Raw genomic sequence first — 12,544 nt, 5'->3', positions numbered from 1 at the left:
CACCGGCGTCCGCCGGCCGCAGATCGGATACGCGTCGGCGCTCACGGCGCGCGGTCGTGCGGTGACGCGGTCGGTGGCGAGCCGAAGCGTAGCCGGTAGGCGGCGGCGAACCGGTGGGCGTCGGCCCACCCCCAGCGCCGGGCCGTCTCGGCGACGGTGCCGTCGTCGGCTGCATCCGTCCGGCGCAACTCCTGATCGGCGTGTTCGAGCCGGACCCATCGCAGGTAGGTGATCGGGGTGGTGTCGAGATGCCTGCGGAACGCCAACTGCACGGCGCGGATGGTCGTGTGGGCCGCGGCGGCGATGCCGGCGAGCGTGATGTCCCGGTCCGCGTTCTCCTCGATGAACGTGATCGCGCGACGCAGCATCCGGGGGTGGGCGTCGCGGCGGTCCGAGAACGTGGGATCGCTGAGCGTGTTGTTCGGGAAGACCGTCAGGGCGGTGGCAGCCAGCAGCCGGGCGATGCTCCCGGCAAGCAGCGGCTGCTCGGCCACCCCGAGGCCGACCGTCTCGCGGGCGTACCCGTACACGGTCTCCCACGTCTCGGCGGCGGCTGCGGAGACGGGCTGGTGGCTGGTGAACCGGACCGGCTCGGGGCGACGGCCGGGCGCGGTCTCCGCGACGCTCTCCAGCAGGACCGGGTCAAGGACCGTCGTGTGGAAGTCGGCCTTCGCGCAGTCGGCGGTGAAGCCACGCTCCGGCGACACGGGAATGAACGTGTCACCGCGGCCGTATGCGGTCTCCCCGACGCCGGCCGGGTGGTAGGCGAGCCGGCCGGAGTCGATACGGCAGATGACCAGCCGACCGAGCGCCTCGGCCTGCACGTCGAAGTGGAGGCCGAAGGTGATCTGGTCGAGTCGCGCCGACGGAGTGATCGCGGTGGCCTCCAGCCGCAACCGTGGAGAAGAGTCGCGGACGTCGACGCGGATGTCCCCGCCATAGCTGTCACGGAGGACCTGCTCGACGAGGTCGACACCGATCGCCTCGAAGACCTGTTCCATGAATGCTCCTCGGACGCACCAGCACGCGGCGCCCAAAGACGACGGCGCGCCGTACCCACCCGTGGACAACCATCATTATGCGGCAGACGCAGACCTCCACTGAGCAGGCGATGTCCCGTCGGCGCGGCGGGCTGCCCGCTCCCGTGTCGCATCCATCCCCATGCTCCTCTCCGGTGGCGGACCGGGCGGACGGCCTCCCGGTCCGTCCCCGAAGTGAGGACGCCGGGCTGTTGCGCGGGCGTATGCGTTTCCCGATACGCCCGCGAACGGTCTCGCGGGCCGGATAGCGGCCCTCGGGGACGACTTCCACAGGGATCGGCACGGCGTGTGTCCGACCGGTGCCTCGTGGTGACATGATCGCCGATGGGGTGCAGCGACGCGTCCCGGGATCCGGCACCGGCGAAAGGGGACTCATGGCGGGATCCGCGGCCGACCCTCCTCGGCGTACCCGGTTCGTGTCGTCGGAACCCGAGGAGGCGCGCGAGTTCATCAGCCGCCTCTACGGCTCGCACCTGCGGGTCGGGGGCGCGGTGAGCGGGCGCATGCGGGTCGGCTTCGACCGCCTGGAGTGCGGCGACGTCAACCTGAGCGCGGTCCGGGTCTCGGCGGACCTCGACTTCCGCATGGAGGGCGGCGAGCACATCCTCATCGGCACCGTCAGGGCCGGCCGGGTCGACTACGCGCGGGGCAGGGACAGTGCCCGCTACGGCCTGGGCGACACCTACCTCGGCAGCCTCCGGGAGGTGCGGTGGGACGCTCGGCTGTACGGGCCGGACCTCGACGTCGTCGGCCTGCCCGAATCCCTCCTGCACGAGGTCGCCGGCACCACGCCGGACCGGTCGGGCGTACCGTGGCGGCCACGCTCGTGGGAACCGCTTCCCGGATGTGCCGAGCAGTGGCGCCATGCCGCGCGCTACGTCAGGGAACTGTTCGAACAGCCGCACGTCGGCGCCGAGCCGCTCATCCTCGGCGCCGCGATGCGCATGCTGGCCGCGACCGCGCTCGCCACCTTTCCCGGCGACGTGCCGCCAGGGCCGAGCGTCGCGGACCAGCACGACGCCCACCCGGCGACGCTGCGCCGCGCGATCGCGTTCATCGAGGCCAACCCGGACGTCGATCTCGGCGTGGCCGACATCGCCCGCGCCGCCGCCGTCACCGTCCGCGCGCTCCGGCTCGCCTTCCGCCGCCATCTCGACACCACCCCGCTGGCCTACCTGCGCCGGGTTCGTCTCGACAAGGCGCGGGAGGACCTGAGCAGGGCCACCGCCGGCGACGACCGGACCGTCGCGTCGGTCGCGAGTCGCTGGGGCTTCGCCGACCTCTCCCGCTTCGTCGAGCGTTACCGCGACGAGTACGGCGAGACGCCCGGCCAGACGCTGCGGCGTTGATCCACCGGACGCCGACGTGTTGACGCGGGCGGCGGACCGGGCCAGGCTGTGGGGGCGCTCCCAACGGCGAGCTTCGATTTCCTCAGGAAGGAAGAGCTCGTGCGTCCCACCACAGCACTGCTCCCGGTCGTGCTGGCCGCCACGCTCGGCGGCCTGGCCCTACCAGGGCCCGCCCAGGCCGCCGCCGGCCCGGCGCTGGCCGTCGACACCACCGCCGACCGGCACGCGATCAGCCCGTACGTCTACGGGATGAACTTCGCCGACGAGGCGCTCGCCCGGGAGCTGCGGCTACCGGTGCACCGGTACGGCGGTAACGCCACCACCCGCTACAACTTCCGCGCCGACACCACCAACCGGGCCGCGGACTGGTACTTCGAGAACATCCCGAACGACAACGCCGATCCGGACAGCCTGCCCGACGGCTCGGAGAGCGACCGGTTCGTGGCACGGAACAAGGCCACCGGCACCGACACGATCATGACGATGCCGATGATCGGCTGGATCGCCAAGGACCGGTCCCGGGCGTGCGGCTTCAGCGTGGCGAAGTACGGCCCGCAGGAGTCCACCGACCAGTGGGCGCCCGACTGCGGCAACGGCAAGAAGCCGGACGGCAGCCTGGTCACCGGCAACGACCCGGAGGACACCAGCGTCGCCGTCGGTCCGGAGTACGCCACCGACTTCGTCACCCACCTCAAGGAGCGGTTCGGCGCCGCCGGCAGCGGCGGGGTGCGGTTCTACAACCTGGACAACGAGCCGGACCTGTGGCACTCGACCCACCGCGACGTCCGCCCGGTCGGGCTCGGCTACGACGAGCTGCGCGACCGCACCTACGCGTACGGCGCGGCGATCAAGGCGGCCGACCCGGGGGCGAAGACGCTGGGCCCGGTCGGCTGGGGCCTGAACTCGATCTTCTACTCGGGGCTGGACCAGGACACCTGCTCCCGGACCGGCTGCTGGTCGAACCCGCCGGACAAGGCCGCGCACGGCGGCCAGGACCTCGGCCCGTGGTACCTGGACCGGATGCGGGAGTACGAGCAGCAGCACGGCACCCGCGTCCTCGACTACTTCGACGTGCACCTCTACCCGCAGCAGTCCGGCGTCAGCGGGTCCGGTGCCGGGGACGCCGCCACCCAGGCGCTGCGACTGCGCTCGACCCGCCAGCTCTGGGACCCGACGTACGTGGACGAGAGCTGGATCAACCAGCCGGTCCGGTTCATCCCGCGGATGCGCGAGCTGGTCGACAAGCACTACCCGGGCACGAAGATCGCGATGACCGAGTACAGCTGGGGCGGGTACGGCTCGCTCAACGGCGCGCTGGCCCAGGCGGACGTGCTCGGCATCTTCGGCCGGGAGGGGCTCGACCTGGCCAGTCTCTGGACCGCGCCGACCGCCGACCAGCCGGTGGCCGACGCGTTCCGGATCTACCGCAACTATGACGGCAAGGGCGGCGCGTTCGGCGAGACGTCCGTCCGGGCGACCAGCGCCGACCAGGGCAAACTGGCCGTGTACGCGGCCGAGCGCACCGCCGACAAGGCGCTGACCCTGGTCGTGGTCAACAAGACCGGTGACGACCTGACCAGCCCGGTGGCCCTGACCGGTGCCTCGTCCGGCAGCGCCGAGGTCTACCGCTACAGCGCGGCGAACCTCGCCGGCGTGGTCCGGGAGGCCGACCAGCCGGTGACCGCCGGCGGCTTCACCGCCACCTTTCCGGCCAACTCGATCACCCACCTGGTGCTGCCGCGCGGCACCACGCCCGGCGACACCCAGCCGCCGACCGCCCCGGGCAAGCCGGTCGCCGGCACGGTCACCGGCGACAGCGTGGCGCTGAGCTGGGCGCCGTCCACCGACAACGTCGGCGTCACCGGCTACGACGTACACCGGGTCGACACCGCCGGCACCGTGAAGGTGGGCAGCACCACGAGCACCGCGTACACCGTGACCGGGTTGACGGCGGACACCCCGTACACCTTCGTGGTGACCGCCCGGGACGCGGCGGGCAACGTCTCGGCGGCCTCGCCCGGCCTGACCGTGCGGACCGCGCCCACCACCCCGACCGGCGGCTGCACGGTCGGCTACGCGGCGAGCAGTTGGCCGGGCGGCTTCACCGCCACCATCACCGTCAAGAACACCGGCGCCACCGCGATCGACGGCTGGAAGCTCGCCTTCGACTTCCCCACCACCGGCCAGAAGGTCGGCCAGGGCTGGTCGGCCACCTGGAAGCAGAGCGGAACGGGCGTCACCGCCGAGAACCTGGGCTGGAACGGCAGACTCGCCCCCGGCGCGTCCACCAGCATCGGCTTCAACGGCACCTGGAGCGGCACCAACCCGGCGCCGACCGCCTTCACGCTCAACGGTCAACGCTGCGGCTGACGGTCCGCGTCACTTTCCGAGCGGCGGCCGGGCCGGGGCATCGCGATGTCCCGGCCCGGCCGGTCAGTGCGGGACGGCGGCGACGATCGGCAGTCGGACGGTGAACGTGCTGCCCACGCCGAGCACACTCTCGACGGAGATGGTGCCGCCGTGCGCCTCGGCGAGCTTGCGGGCGATCGACAGGCCGAGCCCGCTCCCCCCGGTGCGGCGGGCCCGCGAGTCGTCGGCCCGCCAGAAACGCTCGAAGACCCGGGACAGGTCGGCGGGCGCGATGCCGCTCCCGGTGTCGGACACGACGATGCTCAACTGCTCCGCCCGCACCGCGCACCGCACGGTCACCGAGCCACCGGTGGCGGTGTGCCGGATCGCGTTGGCGACCACGTTGCCGACGAGCTGCCGCAGCCGGGCGCCGTCGACCGCCGTCTCACCGACGTCGGCCACGTCGAGGCCCAGCCGCACCCCGGCGGCGTCGGCCGCGCCCCGGTGCGCCTCGACGACCTGGTCCAGCAGGTCGGCCACGTCGTGCGGCTCGCGGTGCACGCGCAGCTCACCGGCGTCGGCGGCGGCCAGGTCCCGGAGGTCGTCGATGATGTGCTGGAGCAGCATCGCCTCGTCGAGCAGCAGGCTGAGCAGGTGCGCGTCGGGCTGGGCGAGACCGTCCTGGGCGGCCTCCAGCCAGCTCCGCATGGTGCTCAGCGGCGTCCGCAGCTCGTGCGCCACGTCGCTGACCATGGTCTTGCGCAGCGCCTCGATCTGCTCCCGCCGGGCGGCGAGGTCGTTGAGCGCGGTGGCCAGCAACCCGATCTCGTCACGGGTGGTCACCGGCACCCGGGCCGGCGAGTCCATCGGCTGCCGGGCGGCGTCGGTCAGCGCCCGCAGCGGTCGTACCAGCCGACGCCCGACCAGCACGGTGACCAGCACGGTGGCCGCCAGCACCGTGCCGGTCACCTCGACGATGCGGATCACGTTCGACCGGGACAGGTTGAACACCGGCTCGGTGGTGCCCTGGGCCTCGTCGGTCACGAACAGCAGCGCCGGCGGTGCCGCGTACGCCCTCAGCTGGGCGACCGACGCCTCGTGCAGGCAGGAGTCGATCCGCTCGTCGAGCCCGGCCGAGCCGCTCGGGACCGCCGTGCGGTCCGGCCTGATCGCGACCCGGTCCGGCACTCCCGCCCGGCGCAGGCAGGACTTCGTCGCGTCCCGCAGCCGCGCGATCGGCCCGGCCTCGGTCGGCAGCGGGGCGGCCAGGTCGGCCGGCAGGCAGTAGCCGACGACGTCGCGCCCGTCCGTCCCGGTCACCTGGACCGACGCCCGTCCGGTCGGGCCGACCACGACCTTTCCGTCCAGGGCGGAGTTGCGGTGGATGCACGTGAGCCACCGCCCGGCCAACTGCCGGGTGACGCCGCTCTCCCGGCTGGTCAGCACGTACGGCCCGAGGACGCGCCGGTCGATCCGGGCGGTCCCGCCGGTCAGGCCCAGGTCCACCTGCAACGGGTCGACGGTCGCCGAGGGGCGGGCCGCCCGCAGCGACGGGCCGTCCGGTGCGGAGTCGGCGATCACCTGCCGGTCCGGCGTCATCAGCGTGATCCGGCGTTCGAGCGTGCCGGCCCGCTCGGCGAGCACGGCGGCCACGCCGGACCAGTCCCGGTGGGTGGCGGCGTAGCTCACCAGCGTGTCGTAGATGTTCTTGTCGTCGGCGAGCGAACGGCCCTGGGCCTGCTGGATCGCCTGGGTGGTCGACTGGACGGCCAGCCAGGTCGTGGCCAGGATCGCGCAGACCGCCACCAGCAGGGAGGTGGCCAGCAACCGCACCACCAGGCTGCGGTGCGGCGGCACGCGTCTCACGGCGTCCCGGCGGTCAGCTTGTAGCCGACGCCGTACACGGTCAGGAGCTGCCGTGGCCGGCGCGGGTTCGCCTCAATCTTCCGGCGCAGGTTCATCACGTGCACGTCGATGGTGCGCCCGGTCGACTCCCGGTCGATGCCCCGGGTGTGCTCCAGCAGTTGGCCGCGGGTGAACACCCGGCCGGGCTGGCGGATCATCGCCGCCAGGATGGCGAACTCACCGGCGGTGCAGTCGACCGGGACACCGCCGGCGGTCACCGTGTGCCGGGGCTCGTCGACCGTGAGGCGGCCGACCCGGAGCACCGGTGAGTGCCGGGCCGTCGCGGGGACGCGGCGCAGCAGCGTCCGGACCCGGGCCACCAGTTCCCGGGGGCTGAACGGCTTGGTCATGTAGTCGTCGGCGCCGAGGTCGAGGCCGCGCAGCAGGTCGTCCTCACTCGACCGGGCGGTCAGCATCAGCATCAGCACGTCCGACTCCTGCCGGAGGATCCGGCAGATCTGCATCCCGTCCAGCCCCGGCAGCATCACGTCGAGCAGGAGCAGGTCGAACGTCTGCTGCCGGGCCGCCCGCAGTGCCGCCTCGCCGTCGTGCACGACCGTCGCCTCGTGACCCTCCGCGGTGAGGTAGCGGCGCAGCGCCTCGGCCTGCCGCCGATCGTCCTCCGCGAGCATCACCCGTGCGCACATGGTGGGGACTATAGGTGAGCCGCGGGGTCGCGAATCCGTGGAAAAGGTCATGCCCGGACCTGACAGGATCCTGATGATCCCGGGTCACGATCGGCGCCATGCCACTGACCCGAACGGTGCCGCCGGCGGACGCCGAAACCCAGGTCATCCCGCTCGTCGGCAGGGAACCGGCACCGCGCCGCCGCTACCTGACGAGGGCGGTGGTCCCCGCGGTCGTCGTCGCCGGACTGCTCGCCGCGGCCGTCGTCGTCTGGTCCGGCCGGGACACCGGCCCGGCGTCGACAGCGGACGAACCGGCAGGCGTACGGAGCGTCGCGGTGGTGAAGCAGGACATGTCGACGTCGCAGTCGCTGCCCGGCACGCTCGGCTTCGGCGCCGCCCGACTGCTCAAGGGCGGCCGGAGCGGCACCGTGACGTGGCTGCCCGCCGCGGGCGCGTCGGTGCGGCGCGGCCAGCAGCTCTACCGGGTCGACGACCGGCCCGTGCCGCTCTTCTACGGCGGGATGCCGCTGTTCCGCCCGCTGCGCGACCTCGGCACGGTCGGCCGGGACGTGCGGATCGTCGCGGACAACCTGCACGCCCTCGGCTACGACGTCGGTGACCGGCCGACGTCCGGCGCCCGGCCGGCCCGGTCGTCGTCCACGCCCGCTCCGGCGGCGCCGGTGGCCAGGGACGAGAGCGTGCTGACCGCCGCGTTGCGGGACGCGGTCAAGCGCTGGCAGCACGATCTGGGGGTGCCGGCGACCGGCACGGTCGAGGCCGGGGACGTGGTGGTGCTCGTCGGCGCGGTCCGGGTCGACTCCGTCGCCGCCCAGCCGGGCGACAGCGCGGACGCCCCGCTGCTGTCGGTCACCCGGACCTCGAAGGTCGTCACCGTGGAGGCGAACGTCGGCGACGCGGCCTCGATCGCGCCGGGCGACGCGGTCACCGTGCACCTGCCCGACGAGAGCACGATCGGCGGACGGGTCACCGCGGTCGGCCAGGCGGTGAAGGCGGCGGAGGGCGATGCCGGCACCGGCGGCCCGCCCACCGTCACCGTGACGATCGCGGTGCGGGGTTCCGCCGCCACGGCCCGGATCAGCGTCGCCGACGTGCGGGTCGACTTCGCCGCCGAGATCCACGAAGGCGTCCTCGTCGTCCCGGTCGGCGCGTTGCTCGCGCTCAGCGAGGGCGGCTACGGCGTCCAGGTCTCCGGCGGGGATCTGGTCCCGGTCGAGACCGGGCTCTTCGCCCAGGGGCTCGTCGAGGTCAGGGGCGACGGTCTCCGCGCGGGGACCCCGGTGGTGACCACCTCGTGACCCCGGTGCTCTCGGCGCGCGACGTCGGCATGCGCTACCCCGGCGGCGTCGAGGCGTTGCGGGGGGTCTCGCTGGACATCACCGAGGGTGAACTGGTCGCCATCGTCGGGCCGTCCGGCTCCGGCAAGTCGACCCTGCTCAACCTCATGGGCACCCTGGACCGGCCCACCTCCGGCACGATCTCGATCGCCGGGCAGGACGTGGCCGGGCTCTCCGACCGCCGGCTCTCCGCCCTGCGTGGCCGCTGGCTCGGCTTCGTCTTCCAGCAGTTCCATCTCGCCGCCGGCCTCACCGCCGCCGAGAACGTGGCCACCGGCCTGCTCTACGCCGGGGTCCCGCGCCGCCGCCGTCGGCCGCTCGCGCTCGAGGCACTCGACCGGGTCGGCCTGACCCACCGTGTCGACCACCGTCCGGCGCAGCTCTCCGGCGGCGAGCGCCAACGTGTCGCCATCGCCCGGGCGCTCGTCAACGGCCCCGCCCTCGTGCTGGCCGACGAACCCACCGGCGCACTGGACACCGACAACGGGCGTGCCGTGCTCCGCCTGCTGCGCCGGCTCAACGAGGAGGGCACCACCATCGCCGTCATCACGCACGACAACGAGATCGCCGCCGACCTTCCCCGCCGCGTCGAGCTGCGTGACGGCCGGCTGGTGCGCGACACGGCGGTGGTCCGATGATTCGCCGGGTCCGGCTCTCCCCGCTCGACCTGCTCGACGTCGGGCTGCTCGGCATCCGTACCCGCCGGGCACGGGCCGCGTTCTCGGCGTTGGGCATCGCGATCGGCATCGCCACCACGGTGCTCGTCACCGGCGTACCGGCCTCCGGCCAGGCGGCGCTACTGCGCGAGCTGTCCGCGCTCGGCACCGACCACCTCCAGGCGCGGGCGCAGTCCGACCCGGACTCGCCGGCGGAGTTCCCCGAGGAGTCCGTGGCGATGGTCGGGCGCATCGGGCCGGTCACCGTGGCGAGCGCGGTCGCGAACACCCACGCGCTCGTACGTCGCAACGACCGCACCGACGCCGGCGACGGTTCCGGCCTGACCGTGCTCGCCGCCCGCCCGGACCTGCTGCGGGCGGTCGACGGGAAGGTGCGCTCCGGGCGGTGGCTCGACGCGGTCACGGAACGGTTCCCGACCGTGGTGCTCGGCTCCGTCGCCGCCACCCGACTGGGCTTCGCGGACCTGCCCGCCACCGGCGGTCCCGGTCCGTCGGTGTTCATCGGCGACCGGTGGTTCACCGTCGTCGGCATCCTCGCCCGGACGCCGCTCTCGCCGGACCTCGACCGCTCGGTTCTGGTCGGCTGGGAGGCGGCCCGTGACCACCTGCGCTTCGACGGGCATCCCACGGTCATCTACCTGCGGTGCCGGGAGTCGGCTGTGGAGGCCGTCCGGGAGGTCCTGCCGGCCACCATCTCGCCGGTCCGACCCGGGCAGGTGGTGGTGACCCGCCCGTCGGACGCGCTCGCCGCGAAGCGGGCCACCGAGAGCAACTTCGCCACGCTGTTCCTCGGCCTGGCCGCGATCGCGTTGCTTGTCGGTGGGATCGGTGTGGCCAACACGATGGTGGTCTCGGTGCTGGAACGGCGTACCGAGATCGGCCTGCGCCGCGCGCTCGGCGCGCACCGTGGCCAGATCCGCGCCCAGTTCCTCACCGAGTCCGCCGCGTTGGCCGCGCTCGGCGGGGTCGCCGGGACGCTGATCGGCACGGTCGCGACCGCCGGTTACGCGACCTGGCAGGGCTGGCCGGTGGTGGTCTCGGTGCCGGCGACGCTCGCCGGGCTCGGTGGTGCCGTCGTGGTCGGTGTGCTCGCCGGTGTCTATCCGTCGATCCGGGCGTCCCGTCTCACGCCGACCGAGGCGCTCGCCTCGACCTGAGACGTGCCGGCGCACGCGGGAGGCGCCGCCCGGTGCGGGTGGCGCCTCCGGGCCGGGCGGCTACTTCCGCTTGGCGGCGACCTCACGCTCACACTCGGGCGAGAACCTCATGCCCTTCGAGATCGATTCCGCGTCGTTGTGCTCGCCGCCGAGCGACCAGCCCGGGCCGTCGGTGCTGACCTCGACGTACCGGACGCCCTTCTCCTTGAGGCAGGCGACGACGTCGCGGGCGAAGTCCTTCGCCTCCGGGTTGGCCGGGTCGAGGTCCCAGGGCGGCAGTGGCAGCAGGTTCCCGCAGGCCTTGTTCGCGGCGCCGATCGGGCCCGAGGTGACACCCTCGGCCCGGGTCCTCCTGATGTCGACGCCGTGCTCGGTCATGCACTTCTCGTACGGCGCGTAGCGGGCCTGCGTGTCCTCGTCGGTGTCGTCGAGACGGGCGCGGGGCCGCTTGTCGGTCGGCGGCGCCGGGGTCGTGGCGGCGGGCGTGGCGGTGCGGAGCGTGGCCACGTCCGGCTTGCCGGCGTCGGCCCGGTCGTCTCCGGTGGCCGAGCACCCGCTGCCGCTGATCGTGACGGCCAGCACCAGCGCGGCCATCGAATGCTTCCTCATCGTGACGCCTTCCTGTCGGGGCCCGCGGCGCGGTGCCCACCAGCGAGGCTCAGGATCACCGCGGACTGTCAGGAAGCTGTTCGCGTCTCGTCACGGAGTCGCTGTCGCGACCGAATGATGCGTAAACGTCGATGTTAGCGCCATCATTACCGCGGCCGGGGTCGGCCGGAGTGTCGAGAGGCGGCGCGCACCTGCGTGGGAAGGCGCTCCGGCCACCGCCGATGGATGCTTCGAGGAAGTTACGACTTGACGAACGTTCTGTTATCGCCCACATTCGATGGTCAAGGACGAGGCTGGGGTTGACCGGGGCGGGTCCGCCTTGTCGGGACTGGCGTGCGCGACGCGTGGGCCACGTCTTGTTAGCGCTAACACCCTGGCGGCGTACGTCCGGGTTTCGGCCATCGAGGAGGATCATGTTCGGCTTTGGTAGGTCCCCATCCGTCGCCCCGCCGAGTCGACGGCGGCGATGGTTGCCGCGCGTCGTCGCGGCCGGTGTGACGGCCGTGCTGGCCGGCGTCGGCGCGGCGGCCGTGGTGTCGTCCCCCGCCGCCGCGGCAACGGTCGACACCAGCGCCTGGTACGTGCTGGTGAACCGCAACAGCGGCAAGGCCCTGGACGTCTACAACCTGGCCACGACCGACGGCGCGCGGATCGTGCAGTGGGCGCGCAACAACGGTAACCAGCAGCAGTGGCAGTTCGTGGACTCGGGCGGTGGCTACTACCGGCTGCGGTCCCGGCTGTCCGGCAAGGTGCTGGACGTCTACAACTTCTCCACCGCCAACTCCGCCAACATCGTGCAGTGGTCCGACGCCAACGGGACCAACCAGCAGTTCCGGCTCGCCGACTCCGACAGCGGCTACGTCCGGCTGATCAACCGGAACAGCAACAAGGCGGTGGAGGTGCAGGGAGCGTCGACCGCCGACGGCGGCAGCATCGTCCAGTACGACGACTGGAACGGCAGCAACCAGCAGTGGCAGCTCGCCCGCGTCGACGGCGGGGGCACCCCCACCACGCCGCCGCCGAGCGGCACCTGCAACCTCCCGTCGACGTACCGGTGGTCGTCGACCGGCGCGCTGGCGCAGCCGAAGTCCGGCTGGGCGTCGCTGAAGGACTTCACCGTCGCCCCTTACCAGGGCAAGCACCTGGTGTACGCGACCACGCACGACTTCGGCTCGTCGTGGGGCTCGATGAACTTCAGCCCGTTCACGAACTGGTCGGAGATGGCCTCGGCCAGCCAGAACGGCATGTCGCAGGGCACCGTCGCGCCGACGCTGTTCTACTTCGCCCCGCGCAACATCTGGGTACTGACCTACCAGTGGGGCGGCACGGCCTTCTCCTACAAGACCTCCACCAACCCGACCAACCCCAACGGGTGGTCCTCGGCGCAGCCACTGTTCACCGGCAGCATCTCCGGCTCCGGCACCGGCCCGATCGACCAGACGATCATCGGTGACGACCAGAACATGTACCTCTT

General features: G+C 72.8%; 10 protein-coding genes. 6 read left to right on the top strand and 4 right to left on the bottom strand.

Annotated features, from left to right (window positions below; translation table 11 throughout):
* Positions 1–41 precede the first annotated feature (41 nt).
* A complete protein-coding gene (locus AB0B02_RS08925; RefSeq protein ID WP_357298462.1) occupies positions 42–1,001 on the bottom strand; it encodes a helix-turn-helix transcriptional regulator in 960 nt (319 codons plus the stop codon).
* 413 nt (positions 1,002–1,414) lie between these two features.
* On the opposite strand from AB0B02_RS08925, the gene AB0B02_RS08920 reads away from it, so the two are divergent.
* On the top strand, positions 1,415–2,389 hold the full coding sequence (locus AB0B02_RS08920; protein ID WP_357298459.1) for a helix-turn-helix domain-containing protein: 975 nt from the start codon (positions 1,415–1,417) through the stop codon (positions 2,387–2,389).
* A 99-nt stretch (positions 2,390–2,488) separates the two neighbouring features.
* Complete coding sequence (locus tag AB0B02_RS08915) at positions 2,489–4,759, top strand: glycoside hydrolase family 44 protein (RefSeq protein WP_357298456.1); 2,271 nt, start codon at positions 2,489–2,491, stop codon at positions 4,757–4,759.
* A gap of 63 nt (positions 4,760–4,822) precedes the next feature.
* On the opposite strand, the gene AB0B02_RS08910 is transcribed toward AB0B02_RS08915, so the two are convergent.
* Together AB0B02_RS08910 and AB0B02_RS08905 are read right to left on the bottom strand one after the other, a co-directional pair.
* Positions 4,823–6,604: a HAMP domain-containing sensor histidine kinase gene (locus AB0B02_RS08910; RefSeq protein WP_357298453.1), complete on the bottom strand. Its 1,782-nt coding sequence runs from the start codon at positions 6,602–6,604 to the stop codon at positions 4,823–4,825.
* Positions 6,601–7,290, bottom strand: coding sequence for a response regulator transcription factor (locus AB0B02_RS08905; RefSeq protein WP_281934181.1), 690 nt, complete (start codon positions 7,288–7,290; stop codon positions 6,601–6,603). The genes AB0B02_RS08910 and AB0B02_RS08905 overlap by 4 nt, the downstream gene beginning before the upstream one ends.
* 98 nt (positions 7,291–7,388) lie before the next feature.
* On the opposite strand from AB0B02_RS08905, the gene AB0B02_RS08900 reads away from it, so the two are divergent.
* From AB0B02_RS08900 to AB0B02_RS08890, 3 genes are read left to right on the top strand one after another with little or no spacing between them, the layout of a single operon-like run.
* On the top strand, positions 7,389–8,588 hold the full coding sequence (locus AB0B02_RS08900) for an efflux RND transporter periplasmic adaptor subunit (protein WP_357298449.1): 1,200 nt from the start codon (positions 7,389–7,391) through the stop codon (positions 8,586–8,588).
* A gap of 29 nt (positions 8,589–8,617) precedes the next feature.
* Positions 8,618–9,265: an ABC transporter ATP-binding protein gene (locus AB0B02_RS08895; protein ID WP_357299047.1), complete on the top strand. Its 648-nt coding sequence runs from the start codon at positions 8,618–8,620 to the stop codon at positions 9,263–9,265.
* Positions 9,262–10,461, top strand: a complete 1,200-nt coding sequence (locus AB0B02_RS08890) for an ABC transporter permease (RefSeq protein WP_357298446.1) — start codon at positions 9,262–9,264, stop codon at positions 10,459–10,461. Before AB0B02_RS08895 ends, AB0B02_RS08890 begins: the two co-directional genes overlap by 4 nt.
* A 60-nt stretch (positions 10,462–10,521) precedes the next feature.
* On the opposite strand, the gene AB0B02_RS08885 is transcribed toward AB0B02_RS08890, so the two are convergent.
* A complete protein-coding gene (locus AB0B02_RS08885; RefSeq protein WP_357298443.1) occupies positions 10,522–11,070 on the bottom strand; it encodes a hypothetical protein in 549 nt (182 codons plus the stop codon).
* A 413-nt stretch (positions 11,071–11,483) separates the two neighbouring features.
* On the opposite strand from AB0B02_RS08885, the gene AB0B02_RS08880 reads away from it, so the two are divergent.
* A partial coding sequence (locus AB0B02_RS08880; RefSeq protein WP_357298440.1) for a non-reducing end alpha-L-arabinofuranosidase family hydrolase occupies positions 11,484–12,544 on the top strand: 1,061 nt, incomplete at its 3' end.

This window comes from Micromonospora sp. NPDC049240 (assembly GCF_040647835.1).
Classification (GTDB): Bacteria; Actinomycetota; Actinomycetes; order Mycobacteriales; family Micromonosporaceae; genus Micromonospora.
The sequence above is the reverse complement of the archived record's forward strand: the minus strand, read 5'-3'. Positions and strand labels throughout refer to the sequence as shown.

Coding starts and splice junctions, on each gene's coding strand:
- AB0B02_RS08925 (WP_357298462.1), bottom strand. CDS start 1,001: ATGGAACAGGTCTTCGAGGCGATCGGTGTCGACCTCGTCGAGCAGGTC.
- AB0B02_RS08920 (WP_357298459.1), top strand. CDS start 1,415: ATGGCGGGATCCGCGGCCGACCCTCCTCGGCGTACCCGGTTCGTGTCG.
- AB0B02_RS08905 (WP_281934181.1), bottom strand. CDS start 7,290: ATGTGCGCACGGGTGATGCTCGCGGAGGACGATCGGCGGCAGGCCGAG.
- AB0B02_RS08900 (WP_357298449.1), top strand. CDS start 7,389: ATGCCACTGACCCGAACGGTGCCGCCGGCGGACGCCGAAACCCAGGTC.
- AB0B02_RS08895 (WP_357299047.1), top strand. CDS start 8,618: ATGCGCTACCCCGGCGGCGTCGAGGCGTTGCGGGGGGTCTCGCTGGAC.
- AB0B02_RS08890 (WP_357298446.1), top strand. CDS start 9,262: ATGATTCGCCGGGTCCGGCTCTCCCCGCTCGACCTGCTCGACGTCGGG.
- AB0B02_RS08885 (WP_357298443.1), bottom strand. CDS start 11,070: ATGAGGAAGCATTCGATGGCCGCGCTGGTGCTGGCCGTCACGATCAGC.